At 51.4% G+C, this 20,070-nt stretch carries 21 protein-coding genes and 1 other annotated feature; of the genes, 1 reads left to right on the top strand and 20 read right to left on the bottom strand.

What is annotated here, in order from left to right; genetic code table 11:
* Positions 1-8: 8 nt before the first annotated feature.
* The 6 genes from pheS to thrS all read right to left on the bottom strand — a co-directional run bounded on the left by pheS (position 9) and on the right by thrS (position 4,595).
* The gene (gene pheS / locus AC2CGQ_RS08650; RefSeq protein ID WP_004931416.1) at positions 9-992 is read right to left on the bottom strand and encodes a phenylalanine--tRNA ligase subunit alpha; all 984 of its coding nucleotides are present in this window, start codon (positions 990-992) and stop codon (positions 9-11) included.
* A gap of 187 nt (positions 993-1,179) precedes the next feature.
* Positions 1,180-1,302 (bottom strand) — a sequence feature (Phe leader region).
* Positions 1,254-1,298: a pheST operon leader peptide PheM gene (pheM, locus tag AC2CGQ_RS08655; protein ID WP_139074214.1), complete on the bottom strand. Its 45-nt coding sequence runs from the start codon at positions 1,296-1,298 to the stop codon at positions 1,254-1,256. Its footprint overlaps the feature before it by 45 nt.
* Positions 1,303-1,415: 113 nt before the next feature.
* Positions 1,416-1,772, bottom strand: coding sequence for a 50S ribosomal protein L20 (gene rplT, locus AC2CGQ_RS08660; protein WP_004931417.1), 357 nt, complete (start codon positions 1,770-1,772; stop codon positions 1,416-1,418).
* 43 nt (positions 1,773-1,815) lie between these two features.
* Positions 1,816-2,013: a 50S ribosomal protein L35 gene (gene rpmI, locus AC2CGQ_RS08665; protein WP_004931418.1), complete on the bottom strand. Its 198-nt coding sequence runs from the start codon at positions 2,011-2,013 to the stop codon at positions 1,816-1,818.
* A 98-nt stretch (positions 2,014-2,111) separates the two neighbouring features.
* Positions 2,112-2,663, bottom strand: coding sequence for a translation initiation factor IF-3 (gene infC / locus AC2CGQ_RS08670; protein WP_048233542.1), 552 nt, complete (start codon positions 2,661-2,663; stop codon positions 2,112-2,114).
* 3 nt (positions 2,664-2,666) lie between these two features.
* Positions 2,667-4,595: a threonine--tRNA ligase gene (gene thrS, locus AC2CGQ_RS08675; protein ID WP_015377696.1), complete on the bottom strand. Its 1,929-nt coding sequence runs from the start codon at positions 4,593-4,595 to the stop codon at positions 2,667-2,669.
* Positions 4,596-4,862: 267 nt separating this feature from the next.
* Here thrS and AC2CGQ_RS08680 point away from each other — a divergent pair, with 267 nt between their 5' ends.
* Positions 4,863-5,570, top strand: a complete 708-nt coding sequence (locus AC2CGQ_RS08680) for an SOS response-associated peptidase family protein (RefSeq protein ID WP_484593579.1) — start codon at positions 4,863-4,865, stop codon at positions 5,568-5,570.
* Here AC2CGQ_RS08680 and umuC read toward each other — a convergent pair.
* The 14 genes from umuC to AC2CGQ_RS08750 form a co-directional block, all read right to left on the bottom strand.
* Positions 5,567-6,835 carry a translesion error-prone DNA polymerase V subunit UmuC gene (gene umuC / locus AC2CGQ_RS08685; RefSeq protein WP_484593580.1) on the bottom strand — a complete coding sequence of 423 codons (1,269 nt, stop codon included), beginning with the start codon at positions 6,833-6,835 and terminating at the stop codon, positions 5,567-5,569. The genes AC2CGQ_RS08680 and umuC overlap by 4 nt on opposite strands.
* Positions 6,835-7,257, bottom strand: a complete 423-nt coding sequence (gene umuD / locus AC2CGQ_RS08690) for a translesion error-prone DNA polymerase V autoproteolytic subunit (protein ID WP_484593581.1) — start codon at positions 7,255-7,257, stop codon at positions 6,835-6,837. Before umuD ends, umuC begins: the two co-directional genes overlap by 1 nt.
* 145 nt (positions 7,258-7,402) lie before the next feature.
* A complete protein-coding gene (locus tag AC2CGQ_RS08695) occupies positions 7,403-8,200 on the bottom strand; it encodes a hypothetical protein (RefSeq protein WP_484593582.1) in 798 nt (265 codons plus the stop codon).
* On the bottom strand, positions 8,200-10,221 hold the full coding sequence (locus AC2CGQ_RS08700; protein WP_484593583.1) for a hypothetical protein: 2,022 nt from the start codon (positions 10,219-10,221) through the stop codon (positions 8,200-8,202). Before AC2CGQ_RS08700 ends, AC2CGQ_RS08695 begins: the two co-directional genes overlap by 1 nt.
* Positions 10,222-12,720, bottom strand: a complete 2,499-nt coding sequence (locus AC2CGQ_RS08705; protein ID WP_484593584.1) for a host specificity factor TipJ family phage tail protein — start codon at positions 12,718-12,720, stop codon at positions 10,222-10,224. It abuts the gene before it with no gap.
* Positions 12,668-13,099: an NlpC/P60 family protein gene (locus AC2CGQ_RS08710; RefSeq protein WP_484593585.1), complete on the bottom strand. Its 432-nt coding sequence runs from the start codon at positions 13,097-13,099 to the stop codon at positions 12,668-12,670. The genes AC2CGQ_RS08705 and AC2CGQ_RS08710 overlap by 53 nt, the downstream gene beginning before the upstream one ends.
* A complete protein-coding gene (locus AC2CGQ_RS08715) occupies positions 13,092-13,562 on the bottom strand; it encodes a hypothetical protein (RefSeq protein WP_484593586.1) in 471 nt (156 codons plus the stop codon). The genes AC2CGQ_RS08710 and AC2CGQ_RS08715 overlap by 8 nt, the downstream gene beginning before the upstream one ends.
* On the bottom strand, positions 13,563-14,030 hold the full coding sequence (locus AC2CGQ_RS08720; protein WP_127146605.1) for a hypothetical protein: 468 nt from the start codon (positions 14,028-14,030) through the stop codon (positions 13,563-13,565).
* Positions 14,031-14,067: 37 nt separating this feature from the next.
* Entirely contained in the window at positions 14,068-16,755 is a 2,688-nt protein-coding gene (locus AC2CGQ_RS08725; protein ID WP_484593587.1) for a tape measure protein, read from the bottom strand.
* A gap of 64 nt (positions 16,756-16,819) precedes the next feature.
* Complete coding sequence (locus AC2CGQ_RS08730) at positions 16,820-17,152, bottom strand: hypothetical protein (RefSeq protein WP_141173918.1); 333 nt, start codon at positions 17,150-17,152, stop codon at positions 16,820-16,822.
* A gap of 12 nt (positions 17,153-17,164) precedes the next feature.
* Entirely contained in the window at positions 17,165-17,542 is a 378-nt protein-coding gene (locus AC2CGQ_RS08735; protein ID WP_141173917.1) for a hypothetical protein, read from the bottom strand.
* A gap of 131 nt (positions 17,543-17,673) precedes the next feature.
* Positions 17,674-18,306 carry a hypothetical protein gene (locus tag AC2CGQ_RS08740; RefSeq protein ID WP_049193451.1) on the bottom strand — a complete coding sequence of 211 codons (633 nt, stop codon included), beginning with the start codon at positions 18,304-18,306 and terminating at the stop codon, positions 17,674-17,676.
* A 257-nt stretch (positions 18,307-18,563) separates the two neighbouring features.
* The gene (locus AC2CGQ_RS08745; protein WP_484593588.1) at positions 18,564-19,244 is read right to left on the bottom strand and encodes a DUF6246 family protein; all 681 of its coding nucleotides are present in this window, start codon (positions 19,242-19,244) and stop codon (positions 18,564-18,566) included.
* A 51-nt stretch (positions 19,245-19,295) separates the two neighbouring features.
* A complete protein-coding gene (locus AC2CGQ_RS08750) occupies positions 19,296-20,045 on the bottom strand; it encodes an Ig-like domain-containing protein (protein ID WP_041033806.1) in 750 nt (249 codons plus the stop codon).
* Positions 20,046-20,070 lie beyond the last annotated feature (25 nt).

The raw sequence follows: 20,070 nt of genomic DNA on the forward strand, positions 1-20,070 counted from the left end.
TTCCCGCCTTACTTAAACTGTTTGAGGAAACGCAGATCGTTTTCGAAGAATGCGCGCAGGTCGGTGACGCCGTAACGCAGCATCGTCAGGCGCTCCATGCCCATGCCGAAGGCGAAGCCGGAGTAAACTTCCGGATCGATGCCGACGTTGCGCAGCACGTTCGGATGCACCATGCCGCAGCCCAGCACTTCCAGCCACTTGCCATTCTTGCCCATCACGTCCACTTCAGCGGACGGCTCGGTGAATGGGAAGTAGGACGGACGGAAACGAACCTGCAGGTCTTCTTCAAAGAAGTTGTTCAGGAAATCGTGCAGCGTGCCCTTCAGGTTGGTGAAGCTGATGTCTTTATCGACGATCAGCCCTTCCATCTGGTGGAACATCGGGGTGTGAGTCTGATCGTAGTCGTTACGGTAAACGCGGCCCGGCGCAATGATACGGATCGGCGGCTGTTGGTTCTTCATGGTGCGGATCTGCACGCCAGAAGTCTGGGTGCGCAGCAGGCGTGTGGCGTCGAACCAGAAGGTATCGTGATCGGCGCGCGCCGGGTGGTGCCCTGGAATGTTCAGCGCGTCGAAGTTATGGTAATCGTCTTCAATCTCCGGGCCGGTGGCAACGGAAAAGCCCAACTCGCCGAAGAAGGTTTCGATACGGTCGATGGTGCGGGTCACCGGATGCAGGCCGCCGTTCTCCATGCGACGGCCCGGCAGGGAAACATCGATGGTTTCAGCCGCCAGGCGCGCGTTCAGCGCGGCGCTTTCCAGCGCGTTCTTACGCGCGTTCAGGGCGTCCTGTACTTCTTGCTTGGCCTGGTTGATCACCGCGCCGGCCGCCGGACGGTCTTCCGCCGGTACGTCGCGCAGAGACTGCATCTGCAAGGTGAAATGACCTTTCTTGCCAAAATATTCGACGCGCACCAAATCTAACGCGGCAACATCCTGGGCATCTTCTACGGCTGCCTTGGCATTGGCAACCAGCTCTGCGAGATGTGGCATTGCTTTCCTCTTCCTCTGGCCGGGATGGCCCTAAGTAATTGTTATCTATTATTCGAACACGCCTTTGAGCAATCTTCAAAGACTTTTCAATGCGTTGTCGGCCAAGCGACTCACCTGCGCGGCACAGGGCCGACTGAGTGTCTGCCGCCCTCACCGCAACGCCTGGCAAGGCGAGACGATGGCCAAAAACAAAAAAGCCTCCACGAGGGAGGCTTAGGCGCTACTTTTCGTTTCTTTTCTTACGCGCAAAGCCTCCTGAAATCAGGCGCTAAAGTAAAAAAAGAAACGAAAAAGAGCTGCGTGCATGATTGCGGTACCTTGTCGATGATTATCCACCAGTGATATAGCGGCGGCCAATGAAAGTCAATATTTGTCGCTGAAAACAAAGATTAAAAGAGGGAGCAAGCTCCCTCTTCTACTGACTTACGCCAGAGCTGCTTTCGCTTTCTCAACCAGTGCGCCGAAGGCCACTTTGTCGAAGACTGCGATGTCAGCCAGGATCTTACGGTCAATTTCGATCGAGGCTTTTTTCAAGCCGTTGATGAACTTGCTGTAAGACAGGCCGTTCTGACGAGCAGCTGCGTTGATACGTGCAATCCACAGCTGACGGAACTGACGCTTACGTTGACGACGGTCACGGTAAGCATACTGACCAGCTTTGATTACTGCCTGGAAGGCAACACGATATACGCGCGAACGGGCACCGTAGTAACCTTTCGCCTGCTTCATGATTTTCTTGTGACGTGCGCGTGCAATTACACCACGTTTTACGCGAGCCATATGCTCTCTCCTAAAGTCTTATTCTAAATTCAAAAAAAATGGCTTATGCGTACGGCAGGCACGCGGTAACCAGGACCAGATCGTTTTTAGACACCATGCCTTTCGGACGCAGGTGACGTTTACGCTTGGTTGCTTTTTTGGTCAGAATATGACGCAGGTTGGCATGTTTACGCTTAAAACCACCGCTGCCGGTTTTTTTGAAGCGCTTGGCTGCACCACGTACAGTTTTAATCTTTGGCATTTTAATTAAATCCACTTCGCATTGTTAAACAACGAATCAGTTGGGCGAATAAAACCCACACAGCGCAAGCGCCGCGCGGGTTCCATTACTTGTAAGCCTTACTGTTTCTTCTTAGGAGCGAGCACCATAATCATCTGGCGGCCTTCGATCTTCGTAGGGAAGGATTCGACCACTGCCAGATCCATATCTTCACACAGGTCTTTACGGACGCGGTTAAGCACTTCCATACCGATCTGCTGGTGCGCCATCTCACGCCCACGGAAACGCAGGGTGATTTTGGCTTTATCGCCATCTTCCAGAAAGCGAATCAGGTTGCGTAGTTTGACCTGATAGTCGCCATCATCGGTGCCAGGACGGAATTTGATTTCCTTGACCTGAATAACTTTTTGCTTCTTCTTCTGTTCTTTCGTCGACTTGCTCTTCTCGTAGAGGAATTTGCCGTAATCCATGATTCGGCAAACTGGCGGTTCGGCATTTGGGCTGATTTCTACTAAATCAACGCCCGCTTCCTCAGCTTTTTCAAGAGCTTCATTCAGACTGACAATACCAATCTGCTCGCCATCGACGCCGGTTAGGCGAACTTCTTGCGCGCGAATTTCTCTGTTAATGCGATTAGGACGCGCCGGTTGAACTCGTTTTCCGCCTTTAATACTTTATTCCTCCAGTTGATGAAGACTACGGCTGCGAATCTCTTTCAGCAGCTTGTCTACGACTTCGTTTACGTCCAGGCTTCCCAGGTCTTTGCCACGGCGGGTACGAACGGCAACTTTGCCGGCTTCGACCTCTTTGTCGCCGCACACCAACATGTAAGGGACTCGACGTAAAGTATGTTCGCGAATTTTAAAGCCAATCTTCTCATTTCTCAAGTCCGCTTTCACGCGAATACCTGCATCCTGCAGTTTTTTGGTCAATTGCTGGACGTAATCAGACTGGCTGTCGGTGATATTCATCACCACCACCTGCACCGGAGCGATCCAGGTCGGGTAGAACCCGGCGTATTCTTCGGTCAGGATACCGATGAAGCGTTCCATGGAGCCCAAAATGGCGCGGTGAATCATTACCGGCACGACGCGATCGTTGTTTTCGCCAACATACGAGGCGCCCAAACGGCCCGGCAAGAAGAAATCGAGCTGCACGGTACCACATTGCCATGCGCGATCCAAACAATCATGCAGGGTAAATTCAATTTTCGGTCCGTAGAAGGCGCCCTCGCCCGGCTGGTACTCGAACGGAATGCCGTTCTCGGTCAGCGCGGCGGCCAGGTCTTCTTCCGCACGAGTCCACATGTCGTCGGTACCGATGCGTTTTTCCGGGCGAGTCGACAGCTTGACGGCGATCTTGTCGAAGCCGAAGGTGCCGTACACGTCATAGACCATGCGAATGCATTCGTTCACTTCGGCGCGCACCTGCTCTTCGGTACAGAAGATGTGGGCGTCATCCTGCGTGAAGCCGCGCACGCGCATCAGGCCGTGCAGGGAACCCGAAGGCTCGTTGCGGTGGCAGCTGCCAAATTCGCCCATGCGCAGCGGCAAATCGCGGTACGACTTCAGGCCCTGGTTGAAGATCTGCACGTGACCCGGGCAGTTCATCGGCTTGATGCAGTATTCGCGGTTTTCCGACGCGGTGGTGAACATGGCGTCTTTGTAGTTTTCCCAGTGGCCGGTTTTTTCCCACAGCACGCGGTCCATCATAAACGGACCTTTCACTTCCTGGTACTGGTACTCTTTGAGCTTCATGCGCACGAAGGCTTCCAGCTCGCGGAAGATAGTCCAACCGTCGTTGTGCCAGAACACCATGCCCGGCGCTTCTTCCTGCATGTGATACAGATCGAGCTGTTTGCCGATCTTGCGGTGATCGCGCTTGGCCGCCTCTTCCAGGCGTTGCAGGTAGGCGTTCAGCTGCTTCTTGTCTGCCCAGGCGGTACCGTAGATACGCTGCAGCATTTTGTTTTTGCTGTCACCGCGCCAGTAAGCGCCGGAGGTTTTCTGCAGCTTGAAATGGTGGCAGAAACGCATGTTCGGCACGTGCGGGCCGCGGCACATGTCGATGTATTCTTCGTGGTGATACAGGCCAGGACGATCGTCATGGCTGATGTTCTCATCCAGGATCGCCACTTTATAGATTTCGCCGCGCTCAGCGAAGGTGTCGCGGGCTTCTTGCCAGCTGACCTTCTTCTTGATGACGTCGTAATCCTTATCGGCCAACTCGTGCATCCGCTTTTCCAGCAGATCCAGGTCTTCCTGCGTCAGGGTGCGGTCGATATCCACGTCATAATAGAAACCGTTGTCGATAACAGGACCGATCGCCATTTTGGTATCCGGCCACAGCTGCTTGATCGCATGACCCAGCAGGTGCGCGCAGGAGTGGCGCATGATTTCCAGACCGTCTTCGTCTTTGATGGTGATGATGGCCAGCTGCGCATCCGATTCGATCAGATCGCTGGCATCAACCAGTTCGCCATTGACGCGACCGGCGATACAGGCTTTCGCCAGGCCAGGGCCGATATCGCGCGCGACATCCATCGGGGAAACGGGGTGGTCGAAATGACGCTGACTACCGTCAGGAAGAGTAATAACAGGCATTAATAATTCCTTATCTACAGTGGTGACCCACACGACAGATCACATGAAGAAATACAATATTGTTTAACTACATGATGTTATCGACGCTATCCAGCTTTACCCTGCCAGATATGTACACTCATATGTACACAATTTGAAATGTACTATGTTGTTACGCCATAACGGGATGAGTAGTCTATCACTAGAGAAAGGCCATCATCTACAAGAGGATTTACAAACCCTCCCCTCGTCTATACTTCCACTATCGTCCTCTAAAGGGATATCAGTATGTGTGGCCGTTTTGCTCAAATTCAAACTCGTGCAGATTATCTAGATGTTCTCGCATCCGAGCTAGAATTTGCCGGCGCATTGGATAACGTGCCGATTGCACGTTACAACGTGGCGCCAGGCACTCGCGTACTGATATTGAATCAGCGTGACGACAAGCTACACCTTGATCCTGTTGACTGGGGGTATGGCCCTGATTGGTGGCGTGAAATGAAGCGTCAGCCGGTTATCAATGCTCGCGTTGAAACAGCCGCCACCAGCAGAATGTTCAAGCCGCTATGGAGTCACGGTCGCGCGCTGGTGATGGCAGATGGCTGGTACGAGTGGAAGAAAGACAAGCACGACGCCAAAGTAAAGCAGCCCTATTTCATCTATCACGAATCGAAAGCACCTATATTTTTCGCCGCAATAAGCCGCCATCATCCCGATGCTAAAGATCCTCCTGATGATGACGGTTTTGTCATCGTGACCTGCGCCAGCGATTCGGGTTTGCTCGATATTCATGACCGCCGGCCTGTCGTTCTGCCACCAGCAGCTGCACGCGAGTGGATTAAGCCAGACATCACATCAGCGAGAGCAGAAGAACTCGCGAACGAAGCGGCCACATCTCCCGACGATTTCGCTTGGCATCCTGTAGGAAAATCAGTCGGCAATATCCGCAATGACAGCGCTGAGCTGATTAAGCCTATCGCCAATCCACTGGTTTAATAAACCCGAGCGCGCGGAAGATCACTAAGCCGCGTAGTGTATGCCGGTGACAGTAGCTCACGCTTCATTGACCACACCTGATGCGCTCCTTGACCAGCAAACCACAGTTTCGACCTACCCGAATTGTTTATCCGATCAAGCACGCCCATGAGCTGTTCGCTGTTATGCCGTGGTTTGTACTCATCGAACAGCCCTAACTGAGCCACGCCTTGACTGTAAAAATCCTGCAGCATCACCCCGCCTTTCTGATACCGATGACCGGGTTGCCAAATCGCATCAAGGCAACGCATAGCCGCGGCGATAATGTCGCGAGTATCCTGTGTGGGTACGCTCAGTTTTATGCTTGCGGTGTTGCCGTAGTACTCCTCATTGATGGCAAATGGGCTGGTTTTGAGCCACGCGCTGACATGCCGGCAATACTGATGCTCCTCCCTCAGCTTCTCCGCCGCACGCGTCGCGTACATGCAAATAGCCTGGTGCATCTGGTCATACTCAGTTATCCGGTCTCCGAAGCTGCGACTGCAGATGATCTGTTGTTTTGTCGGTGCAAACTCCTCCAGCTCGAGACAAGGCTGACCACGTAGCTCGCGGACGGTTCGCTCTATCACAACGCTGAAATGCTTGCGGATCATCGTAGTGCTTGCATCGGCCAGTTGTAGTGCCGTTTCTATTCCCATCATGTTGAGCTTTTTCGATATTCGGCGTCCGATACCCCAGACCTCATCGACCGGCACGAGGCCCATCAATTTGCGCTGGCGCCCTTCATTAGACAGATCCACTACTCCGCCAGTCTTGTCCCACTTCTTCGCCGCGAAGTTTGCCAGCTTGGCTAACGTCTTGGTTTGGGCAATTCCAACGCCTACAGTTAGCCCAGTGTTGCGCAGTACCTTAGCCCGCACCTGACGGCCGAAAGTATCCAGATCAATGCAGTTACGAACTCCAGTCAGATCAAGAAAACTTTCGTCAATTGAATACACTTCTACGCGTGGCGCCATCTCTTCTAAAACAGCCATCACACGCTGAGACATGTCGGCGTATAGCTCATAGTTGCTGCTGAACGCGATGCCCCCTGCGCGCTCAAATTCCCGCTTAATTTTGAAATAGGGTTCTCCCATCTTTAGCCCTAACGCCTTCGCTTCCTTGCTCCTGGCTACGACACATCCGTCGTTATTCGACAGAACGACAACAGGACGCCCTCGCAGATCTGGTCGCCACAACGTTTCGCAGCTCGCGTAGAAGCTGTTCACATCAGCAAGCGCGTACATCACTTGAGCCTCGTTATCGAAGACACAACAACGCCCATCACCTCCAGTTCGTCGCCGCCGTCATGAAGCAGGATCGGCTCATATTTCGGATTCATGGGTTCCAATTGCGTACGGGGATGTAAACAGAGGCGCTTAACGGTGAACTCGCCGGCTATGCTGGCTATAACGATATCGCCATGGGCGGGGCTGATGCTGCGGTCAACAACAAGCATAGAGCCCTCAGTGATCCCGGCCTCAAGCATGGAATCACCTGTCGCATAGAGAAAATAGGTCGCATTGGGATGGCTGATGCAGTACTCGTTCAGATCGATGCGCGAACTGACGTAATCTGCTGCAGGACTGGGAAACCCCGCCGGCACCTTGTCGGCGAACAGCGGGATTTTGAGCTTGGTTGGGTTTGGTGTTGGATAAAAGAAAGTCATAATGTTGCCTTGTTACTGTGTTTTTATACAGTATATGCGCAAGATTTTGACGGGGGAAAGTTCGGATTTTTGTTAGATAGGTAGGATATTGATCGGTAAAGAAAGATAGTTTTGATGAATGGCCGGGTTCCCTCCCGGCATACCATTACAGCAGCGTCTGGCCCTGCGCTGCCATGAGCTGCTTCGAATAGCCGTACTGTACGTCTATCTGAGTCATTGAAAGCACACCAGGGAATACAAGAACTTCAGCTACTTCAACCCTCGACTGAGCAGCCGTAACGCCTGGAGTGGAATTATCGCGCCATGCGCCGATGCGGTAGAATGATGGGTTCCCGTTTTCTTTGATGCTCCGATTTGCCAGATTCGCACCCGACGCCAGTGCGGCAGGAACCAGTTCATTCAGTTGCCACGGGATGTAAAGCGCGGCCGAATTTCCCGTGCCGTTGACGATCAACGCCTGGAATTGCCAGTTCAGTGCTGATGTCGGCTCCTGCGCATTAGCCTGCGCATAGCCCAGGTATGGGTCTGTTTTTACACTCGCACCAACAATCGCGGAAACAGTATTCTTTCCAGTTGGCACCTGCGCAGACCTGATACCAATGCCAACGCCGTCTACAGTACCCTGCTGGCTTAAATTTCCGAATGGGTAGATATATGACTGCGGCGTAACATTGACGGGCTGGCGATATACAACAATCAGCGTGCGATCAATTCCGTCAGGCACTGTTGTGAGCAACCCGTTAAATTTATCACAGAGATAGCCGAACTTGGTTTTTTGCGGTGTACCGACAAGCTGCACTGAGTGATTGTTGCCAGAGTAATCTTTATCAAAATCACGGCACAGATGCGCCATCGCACCCGGAGCAGTGTTAACCGGAATAAACATAGGCCGCAGTGATGTATTTGGCGTTTTATAGCCGATAGCTCGAATAGCTGTAGTCATTACAGAGACTCCGTTGAGAAAATTTCACAATAGTTATCCATTGGGATAAAAAATCCGTCCTGGTCGGTGTAGCCCGAATTATTCAGTTCCCCATCGCTATCACACAGGTTTCCACGTGGGCCATTGATGCGGCCGCTGCGCTGTGGATGCTGCGGATTTTCAGGATCTGCGGGGTCGAAACGTCCCCAACCGTAGGTAATAATGTCTGCATCAGTCAGGTCACGTGAGCAAACGATTCTGACGCGATCAATGCCGACAATCTCAACAGACGTAATAATGTCGTAGAGTTCGAAGGTGAATTTATTTCGCACGTCAAAACCAAAATTATCGGTCGGCATGACAAAATCTGTTTTGAAACGGATTGGATATGTCGGGCACTCATACCGAGTTATGGATACGTTTTTCTGACGTAATTCTGAAACAGGGCGTAACCAGTGTTTTTTCACCTCCCGACCAGCCTGCAAATCTTTAACAATGCGGCTTGCCAGTCGCTCCATATATTTACCGCCCATCATATAGCTGGTTGGCATATAATGGACGCCATCAGAGTAGCGAGAGACATACCCAGGAAACGCAATGTGCATTAGCCCTTCATTTGCCAAGTCTCTCAGGGCAAGAGCCATGAACGGATATTTTCGTGCATAGGCATTATGAGATGCCAACTGATGACACAGCGTGATCGGCGCCACCTGCTGCCCTGTGATTTGCTGCGCATCTGCGTTCTCGTCAGTGATGCATTGACGAGTTAATTTCGTAAATTCCTCTCGCGGAGTCTGAAGCAATATGTCTGTTTCCCCCTGCCACCACGGACGGAACAAAAACGCGTAAGTTTTATTCTCGCTCAGAGCCAGGCGCATGCCGTTTGTAATATGGTTTATGCCCTTCTGATACGCATCTGTCCCTTTTTGAAGCTTGGCAATATTAAACCCTGGTGCAGACGAAGAACTTGTCAGAAACGTAATACCCAACTTATCGTAAGTGGTTCCCCGTTCATTACACAAACGCGTAATCATGTCATTCGACAGCGTGCTGAGGCATCCTTCTGACTGCCATAGGGTCTCACCGGCTACACCGATAATTTTCTCAACCAGCGGAGAAATAGTATCGGTTCCCGTTGTGTCAGAATAAAGCCCATCACTAAACGTCCGATTCGCGAATGGCTGAGTTGTTGAATACACCTTTGCATCAACTGCCTTCGTCACTCCTGAACCAAGCGACTGTCCACCGGCTTTTGTTCCGACATAGTCTGGCCACAGAAACTCCGGTAACGCCTCCTTGACTGCTTGTCCTATAACAGGGATGTCTTGATCGTTCTCAAACCCAGGCAAACACGCTACTGGTTTAAAGTCCTCATCCAAGAATAGTAGGCCAGGCGGCCCCGGAATTTCCAAAACTTCGAAATTACCGTAACGGAATCCGCCCAGCGTTGACACACCAAACAGCGGTATATAATTCTCGTCTAAATATGCAATATCATAATCTGGGTTAGGTGGGAGTTTTTGGAATTTAAAATCACCAATACCTACATCACCATCTTCGTTGTCGTAAATATTGATGCGCCCCTCTCCATCAGTAAAGGCGTTCATAATGGCTCTGCCGTCTAAATCGTTGGCAAAACCTACCTGTATCGATACTGTCCTGTTATTTGTAGCCTCAATTTCTTCTTCAAGCTCTCTGACAAATTCACTTGATGGGTAGCTTTTGTCTGTTTTAGTCGCAACCCCATTAACGTTGCGCCAGACATCAGCAATTTTATTCTTATCAGAAGACCACACAAAATAATATGCGCCATTTGGAATCTCACCAGAAGCAATTGCAGCGTTCGCCTCCTCTTCCGTCCATGGATGACCAAGTGGCGCTATATTTGCCAGCGCACCAGCCCACGTATATCGTTCAACTCCAAATCTATCGATATAAGTTTTAGAATTTGAGTTTACGATTTGATCTATTTTCCCAGCGTTAAACTTTAAATCCTGTACAGCTTCGCTTGGAATGGGGTTATTTGTTGGTGTGGTAGCCATTTATTCAGTTACCTCGTAATTATACATTTCATCGTTGTATTCAGACATGGTTAACGAAGTAGTCCCGTCGCCATTTGGTTTCTTTTCAGTGATCGTCCATTTAGTTGCATCCATCTCTACTTGCGAGGCGATGACGTAACGAGACGGAGACTGTGTGTTGTAGCCGTCATAGAGGTTGAGGGTTATTGCTGGTACTGCTGCAGTGAAGCCAAATATGGTATCTGTGCGAGGATATGCCTGGACGCGTGCTGTAGGCGCACCGATTGCATCAGTAACGACCACAAACATATCCCCAGACCACTCGAGCCGTTCGCTGGTATCGAAGTTGTTGCCGTTACGTGCAACGATATAGCCATCCTGCTGGTTCGCGTCGTAGATATCGGCTACCTGCACCATCTGCCCGACGTTCACCCATTCACCATCTGAAAGAGCGCGGATAGCCATCGTTTGCCGCGAATACAGCAGCCGGCGAACTTCTTTCAATGCCCGATCCCGCGCCTGGTACGAATTGCGGATAAACAGCATGTCGAATTTCTTCGCCTTTACCGGTTCCCCCTCTTCAATCGAGTTGCCGACGATCCGGTAGCGGATGAATGCCTGCTTATTCGTGACCGGGTTTCGATACTTGACCTCTACCCCATCAAAACCACCTGGTAGAGTCATGTCGTAGGAAAGGCTGTAATCCTCCGCTTTCATGTTGGCGCGGTTGAATACCGTCGTCGCATTCGGTTTTCGTTCATCACGCGTGAAAGACAACACCCCGCCATCCCAGAACGCCGTCACGGTGGCCGCATCACAGATCGTCTGAATCCGAGAGCCCAGCGAGATATCTTCATCATCGAATGTGTAATCGAAATACCCCAGGCGCTGATCCGGCAACGATGCCGCGATAGAGTAAAGCTCGTAGATGTCGATGCTCGACTCTGGCTGACCGCCCATCTTTAGCCAGGTGTGCAATACAGCGTCCGCAAACGAACGTGAAGGCCTTTCTGTGTAATCGACCGTCTGTGTAGCCAGGTTGTAACTGATGACGTGGCGGGTGATTAGAGCGTTATATTTTCGCTCCCTTGCACTGGTAGCGCGTTCTGTCGCAGTGACAGTGACGGTTACGAGCGTATCATTCGGGTAAACAACGTTGGTGCGCGTCCTGACGATGTGAACGGCTTCGACCTTGAGGATTGAATGGTCATTGCTGTTATTCGACCGGATGAAAGAAATCGCGTAACGACCATTGCCGGCTGCAGGTGTGAATTTAAACGTCTGATATTTTGTATCTGCGTTTTCATCGTCATTGTTGAGCCCTACGTTGTAACTCTCTAACGTTCCCGGGATCTGGTTGTTATCATCATCGACCTTGTAGAAGGTGACATTGGTTCGGGCATAGTCACCGTGACCTAACTGCGCCTGCAGGTGAACCCAAAGCTGAGTCCCTTCAACCGGAGAGAATGATGGGCCAATTACCAGCGGTTCATTGTCGTTAAGCGTGAATATCGACGTGTTGATTACCGCGTCGTCGGGGATCTGGCTGATATCGTTGCCGCTCAGATTTGCAAACGTGAACTCGTAGAAATACTGCGGATTCACTGGGGCGCCATCGTCGGTTGTTGTCGCACTGACAAGATCGGCAAATACCGTGATATCACGAGTTACTGGCCCCGACACCGTGTTGTAGGTGACATTGACTACGAACGATACAGAATGAGGCTTAGGCAGGTCATAGAAGTAATCAAAGTCGCTATTCTGCTTGATTTTCACCTTTGCCTGTCCGGCGATGAACTCGCCAGAAACCATATCGGTGGTTGTCGTCGCCGTTTCTACAGGAAAATCACCGCTCTCGTTCGGACCAGGAAGCTCCTGGCCGTCGATGTCATCGAAAGCGAACCCCTCATTGATCCGCGGGATGTTCTCGCCTGGCTGGTAGATGCGGTATGAGGCGCCAGCCAGCGCGCCGAGGTTCGATTCTGAGTATCTTACTGACGTGACGTCATACCGGCCCAGCCCGAAGTTCATCCACTCTGTGACTTTCTTGATGTTGTTGTCGTACTCGAATAACGACTCTTGAATCAGATCAGGGAGCGCGCGTACCTGGCCGTAGTTGTCAGGCTTTGCCTCGCCGTTGCGCGCGATGTTGGTTTGTCCTTTCAGGCTGTTGTTTGGTGACGTTTTCGCATTACTTCCTGCTGCTACGCTGGTGCTTGGTTGTCCGATGAGTGATGAAAGAATTTTTTGAGTAAATTTTATCGGGTTAAAGTGCTCTAAAGGGTTGAGGATTGTTCCAAGCGTGCCGCTTTTCGGCTGGTCGAACACGTTGATCACGTCGCCATCGTTGAGAGGAAAATTCAACTCATCATCTGGCTGCAGCTTCACGCCGTTACGGAAAATTTCAACATCACAATGAAGGTTGGCTGATTTAAGCCAGGGATAGAACATGCTACCAGCATGGAGGTTATGACGTTCTTTCGGCAACCCTGGCACACGCTGAACTTCGATCAACGGCATAGTCGTAAAACTCCAATTTGGTGAAAACTCGTTCCAGTGTCCGCAGCTTGTCAAAGCGCACATGCCCAGATTCGCCGCGGCTATGAAATGCTTGCCCATCAATGACTAAACCGACGTGGGCTGGCTGAGCGCCGTAATAAGCGATAAAAATGCTACTGTCGGACACTTTCTCGACCTGATGCCAGAACACAACATCACCGGAAAAGCACGTCAGGAAGTCGCTGCCGGCTTCGTAGTCCGCTGTTTGGTGTATCTCTATGCCAAGCACGTGCCGGTAATAAAGCACCACCAGCCCCCAGCAATCAGCCTCGTCGAACGAGCACGCCCGATCGCGCCATGGTTTTCCATCCATGGCACAGATGAAGTCAGATTTATGCATTGGCAAGCCCTGGGAAGTCGGTTGTGTTGTAGAGGAACCCGATATTGTTGTTCAGGGGGTTTTGCAGCGTCAGCGAGCACGTAACATCGCTTTCGTCCATTGCTACATCCTTCACATAGAGCGTCCACGACTTCAGAGGCGTATTCATGTCCGCCGCATCGAAACGCTGATACGTGGCAGAGATTGGCGTTATGCGTGAGTGCGCGCGCCACTGCTTAAGTTGCTGTTTAAAGTCCTGAGCCAGACGCCCAAACTTGGCCGTAGAGTTGATCACAGGCGTGCTACTCTGTTGGCTCTCTGCAACCTCCATTCTGCAAGGCGAATACTCCTGGCCAGCGAATGTCTTCGGGTATATCTGGTTTGCCACCAGCCGGAGAACGCCAAATGCCGGATGGCTAAACGTCATCGTGTCGTAGATGATCCGGTTGGGCCGCTGTGACTGAAATTCTCGTAATGTAGGCATTCAATACTCCGGCATGTCGCGGTTGACCACTTCATCAATGATCCCCCACTGATACGGCGGCAGCTCAACAATGACGTCTGAGAATTCATCATCCGGGTTGTAGACCTTCCGAGTGATTACGCTCGCCGTCCACGTCGTCGTGTTGCCGTTAATGCTCGTTTGAACCGGCGGAGCCACGAAATGCAGTTCCTGCATTTGCAGGCCAGAGCCGCCCAGGTTGCACAGCATCGTGAACCACTGATTGCCGTTATCCAGGTAACGAGGGCTGCGATACCACTGCTCAAATGCCCGATCCTCTTGCAGCGTGAAAATCCACGTCAGCGACCAAGTGGTTTTGAGGTCATCTGTCAGTCGCTGGAAGATAGGCGCGCCCACTGCCGGCTGATCGGTGCGAAACCCGGCATCAATGGTGCGGCTCTTGTTGGACTTCTGGGGAAGTGATAGCCAGTCGGGATAAGGTATTGCCACGGTTTTCTCCCGGTAATAAAAAACCCGCCGAAGCGGGTTATTGGGTTGCCCTGCGAGGGGCCTGATGATTTCGACTTATGGCTTGGCTCATAGGGCCGCCGTTGTCCATGTCAGCGATAAATATCTCCATCGAGACACCGCCATTGCCATCACTGGTTACCTGGTGATCTACATATGAACCGTTGGTATTGTTGATACTGACATTCACATTGATACCACTACCGCCTTGCATGTCCTTGTTGCTGATCACCTTGCCGTTATCACCAGGTATCATGTACTGCTTACCTGTGCTGGCTTGGTAAATCTCAGGAAGACCGCCTTCGCCAACCTGGTACATGCTGCCCGACCTTACAGGCCCGCCATTCTTGCGCTTCCCTGCCAGACTGCTAGACAGCGCCATAGCCGCGACAACTGCACCGATACCAATCGCTGCAGCACCACCGAATGAACCGATAGAGGCAACGATGGCCGCCGGAGTCCAGGCTGTTGTGGTCGCCGCTGCAGCAGTCGTGCTAGCAGCGGTGGTTGTGGCAGTTCCTGCAACCTGCGCGGCCGTAGTGGCAGCAATAGCTGATGTTTGCGCTGCTGAACCCATAACCGCCGATTTAACCCAATCAACCCCCATCTGTACAAAGGCATTCACCAGGCTATTAAGTACCGTTGAGCCAAGCGAGCGCGCTGCCTCTTCCGCACTCATGCTGCCGGTGATAATGCCAGTAAAAGCATTGGATGCGTTGCCGGCGAATGCATCAAATGACGCAGCCAACGCCTCATTGCCTGCGTTTTGATTGCGGAATATCTCCCACTGTGCCGCGATCCGCTGTTGTTCGTACTGAGTATTTGCTGCCCTCATCAACTCAAGGCCGCGTTGGGTGATTACCCCTTTCTCAGTCTCGAACTGCTGGATCAGCGCCAACTTCTGCGCATTCTCGTTGGCAAGCTGCTGCACTGGGTCAACCATGCCGGCAGCTTGCTGCTGAGGACTTACCACAGCTTCAGCCCGGATTTTTGCCAGATTTACCTGATGCTGTTGCTCCAGCTGCTCGGCCGTGGTGTTGTACTGCTCCTGGCTGATTTTCTTGGCCGCCAACGCCGTGTTTAAATCCTTCACGTCCTGCGCGTAGCTGGCGTTCTCTTTGGCCTCCGGGAGTAGCTTCTCTGCTGCTGCCTGCGCCTTGATAGCGTTGGCTGTGTCCCACTTTTTGGCAGCGTAAGCACCAGCCTCAGCTATCTGTGCTTGCGTCGCGCCTTTACCGAGTGATTGCTGTGCGGTAAGAATCGCCTGCTCTCGGCTAAGCTCGCTTGTTGAGTCCGCCGCAAGCTCTGACTGCTGCTTCAGGTTTGCCAGCTTCTGGGCAACGCTTTCTGCTTGGCTGGCTGACTTCTTGCCCTCCGCATTGCTTTCTTTCTGGGCTTTGGTATTCCGCTCTATCTCGGCATACTGATCTTGGAGTTTCTTCACTCGCGGATCATTCTTAGATATGCCAGCATCTTCAGCGTCATATACTGCCTGTAGTCTGGCCCTTGCTTCCCCTTCTAGTTTCGATAGTTCTATGCGACGCTGAGAACGCTTCACCAATGCATCTTGCTTAGGGTTTGCAGTTCCTGAGTTATTGAAATTAATCGTTCCATTGGCTGCGTTTTCTGAAGCTTTTGCCACCGAATTCATATCGCCGATCAGCGTGGCTGCTTTGTTGCTGAGAGCTGCTAAAGCCTGATTTTGTTCTGACCAGCCATCAAGTCCAAGCCATGACCACGTTCTTGCTCTACGTGCATACATTTCGCCAGTTGACGTGAGATCTGCAATCTTCTGTGATGCCGTCTCAGTTTTTCCACTTAGCCTATCTATTGCTGCGCTAATAGAGTCAATAACCTTCACCATGGTTGCGCTAGCGCCCATAGCTTCGTTCATTTTCCCAATTAGATTTTGAAGGGAAATCGTAAGGGAGTTGCTCGCCTGATCCATCGTCCTTGGGAGCTTCGAGAATTCATCGTTAACAGCCGATGACTGCTTCATGATTGCATTAAGTGCATCCTGAGCGCTCAACTTACCCTCGAGCATTGCTTGTCGCAACTGCCCCATTGATAGTCCCATCCCTGCGCCAATCTGCCTAGCAAGCTCAGGCATTTGTTCAAGGATGGAGTTAAATTCTTCGGCTCTTACTGTGCCGGAGGAAATAGACTGGCCGAATTGTCTTAATGCATTTGCCATCTCTTCTGTAGAAGAGCCGCCAACTCGCCCTATTTTCTGAAGCGTATCGGTTAATGCAAGTATTTGGGTGTTGGTTGCTCCAGTCCCTTTTAGCGCGGAGGTCATCGCCTCCCACAGCTTGGCCGTATCCCTGAGGCTAGCGCCAGTAGTCGATGCTATGGCCGTCAACGTTTCAAACGTAGACATTGCTGCTGCGGCATCAGATGATAGCCTGAGGATCCGTGACTGAAGTTGCGTAATGTTATCGGCGACTGTCAAAAAAGCCTTGCCGTAATCGATAATCAAAGCAACTGATATTGCGCTTGCAACCCCGCTCAACACTGATTTAAACCCAGACATAGACCTACCAGCACTGTCGGCAGAGGATGTCAATCCATCAACGGCTTTAGATGAACGATTGGCTTGTTTTTCCATCTCCCCTAACACGACAGCTGCTTGACGGCTACCTGTGACCATCTTTGCAGTTTCAATATCAACTTGATAAACCAAGCTCCCGCCGTCCTGCTCCGCCATTTACTGATCTCCGGGCATAAAAAAACCCCGGTTGAACGGGGTTTATTTTCTAATGGTTAATATTTTACTTGCAGGCTTCATTACCTACATAATCAGCGATTGATTGGGGAACTATATCGCTCATATTCGGGTCAGCGCGGGATAACTTCATTTGCTCTAGGGTCTCGCCATCACCCAGGTACTTTACTGTGCGATTAACGCAGTCGTAAGCACGCTCAGAGTATGACACCCCGGAACTACCCTCTCGCTTAGTAATAATGGTTTTCAGACCATCACGCTCCCCCTTGCCTAACACTGTATACACAGCCTTGGAATCGGTAGGAATTGAAATTTTATACTCTGCCGACATGGCAAATGGAGAAATAAACAATGCAAGTAAAAATAAATTCTTTTTCATAGATACCCCATATCAACCAGCCCAACCTTCCAACTTTCTCTTCGCTTCTATCTGCGCAAGCTTATCAAAGTCTTTTTGTCGGCGCAGGATTACTGAATATTGATAATATCCATGATGGCCTGGCGCTTTGAACTCAGGAAAAGGATGAGGCTTTTTTATCCAGGTCTCATAACTGCAGACTCTAGCTTCGTGAGCCGCTTTTAATGCTGGCAAAGCAAGCGGAGCAAACGCAATCTGTTGCTTACACAGTTCTATCGCTTTCTCAAGGTGAAATGCATCTGCTCTCAGCTTGTAGTGCTTCTTGATCTGCTCCTGCAACCCGAAGTGAACCTGAATTATCTGGTCATACGAAAGATGCCTCAGGCCATCCAACCATTCTTCCTCAGTCACATCCCTATCCCCATCAACCAAAGATAAGGGAATCGTAGCAGATGGCGCGCGGCAGGCAACGAAAACGATGGGCCAGAAAGCAAAAAGCCCCAGCATTTAAGGCCGGGGCTAGAATCAGTTAACGTTCGCAGTTAGTGAAGCTGATCTTTGCTGATTACCAGCAGTCGATGTGAATGACAGTCACGATCATCACCCCAACAGAAATCAGTCCAAGTTCCGTAGAAATCATCCCACGAAGTCATAAAGGTCAGAGGGCGATCTTCTTCAGTGCCATCTGAAACATAAACATGGTAACCATCTGCCTGAATCGCCCATGCAATCATGCCTTCCCAGAATCGACGACCATCGCTGGTCTGTTCACTGTCGGATACGACGATCGAATGACTCTCCAAGAAGTACTGGAAGAACATTCTTGGTAATCCTGTCACAGCAGAAGTGTACTGCGGCTGAACACTACGCCAGACCATAATCTGGGTGCAGCTTCTTCTTCCTGGTACGATGTTTTCCATGAACTCCAAACGAACAGCGTACACAGTGACCGGATCTTGGGAATCCGTTACCAAACGATAATGGTCTTCAGTGCGGGCTTTTACGAGACGATAACCATGAGGCGTCGTATAGCCAGGCAGCGAGAAGTCCACAACGCCTTTCTGCATGAAAGCGGTCGTGTGCTCGATGTTGTTGCCTGTGACGTTAAGCTTGGTGTTGAAACCAGCCTCAGGGATATTTAATGGCATTCTCGTGTTCGCTGTTTGTCTGTTCATAGTGTCCTCCAACATTGCCGGAGTACTTCTGATAAGAAGGCCGAAGCGTTTTAGGCTTCGGCTATTCATACAACTACGGTTGTTAAGTCGTATACTATTACCTAAATGGTGATCTTTCAATGTCGACTGTTCGTTTTGTTTACCTTAAACAGCCTAAAAGTGCGCTCAATTGCCTTGTAGCGCACCCAGCAACGCAGCCATATCCCCACATGAAAGGAAAACTGGCTGCGCACAACTAACCACGTTTCGATTTTGGGCTATCGATTTTTTTGCGTTTTCATCATCGCCTGCCAGCGCTTCTCGTCTTCATCCATCACCTGATCGTACTCTTCGCGCGTGAAGCCGTTCTGCTCTGGGTACTTTGCCGCCAGCAGCAACTGAAACTCGGTCATAGAAAGGCGCTCTGCTTCATCGCGAGGCATACTGAAGTGATTGCGGGCGGCGCTGATGTACTCGAAGGCGTTGAACTCGTTCACGTAGCTGTTCGACTCGTGTCGCTGCAGCTTGCGGATCTTTGCTTTACCGATGATACCGTGAGTGATCAGTGATTGGCCGATTACGATGATGTCGCTCGCCGGCATCTTTCCGCGGCGAAACACGAAAGCCCTCTTTCCTCGTTTGCTTGGCCGCAACTCTCCCACCAGCGCGCTAAGGTCATCATCACAGCATGCCTGCATGACGATCATCCCCGCGAATATTGCCGCGATACTGAATGACGGTGCGTTGATGTATGCCAGCAACCACCCAGGAACCTCACCGTATGCCTCAACAGCGGCTTCAAGTAACCGCGGAGCCTCACTGGTATGGAGTTCAGCAAATCGCTCTACAATCTCCGCTGGCGAGCCTATACGGGTCATGTTTGCGAACGAAGGTCGAAGGAAGTAATCGCGATCGTCATCGGTGATGACCATCTCGCCTAATTCAGTGATTGGTGTCATGAGATGCCTCGAATAATTATCATCAAGGGCGCAGTACGCCCTTTGTGATAGTCACGCGGTAACGGTGATCGCGCTGGTTGATGTTTTGGCGCCATCATTGGTGGTAAACGTGATTGTGGCCGCGCCGGCAGAAACGCCAGTAACGAGACCTGACTGATTGACGGTGGCCTTACCGGTTGCCGAGGATGACCAGGTGCCGGTTTTGTCGCTTGCATCAGCCGGCGCCACGGTGGCGGTAAGCTGTTGAGTAGCCCCTACAGCAATGCTTGCTGTTGCTGGCGCCACTGTCACACCGGTAACCGGTACATCCGCGGCGACTTCAAATACGACAGTATCGGCATCAGCAACTTTCCACTCGCCGGAGAAAGTGGAGATGTCGCTCGTGCCAAAATCACCAGACCACGACGTAGTGTTGAAGTAGCCCATGATGTAGGTGCCGGAATCTTCGCCGACGAAATCGAATCGCACCCAGATCGACGGCTGCCTGCCAGCCTGCACTTCATCGAAAATGTACTTGGAGATGTTGAGCGCGCCGATCTCAGTGGTTTTGTCTTTTCGGCGGAATTCACCTTCACCGGAAATGGTGAAATCCATATTGGTTACCAAGTTCTCCACCAGCCCTTTCGCGTCGTCCGCTTCAGACGTCACAGAGTTTGGCGAGAAGTCGAAGCCCTTTGTGGTCAGCGCGCCTAGGCGCTTCCAGTCACTCAGTGCCGGCAGCGTGTCAGCACAGCCGAAAGCCATACGCAGCACCGCGACTTTACCGATCAGCTTGCCGGTATCATTTGCACAACCTTGCATGTGTTACCTCTTCAAATAAAAAAGG

The organism is Serratia sp. DFXYC6 (assembly GCF_057196085.1).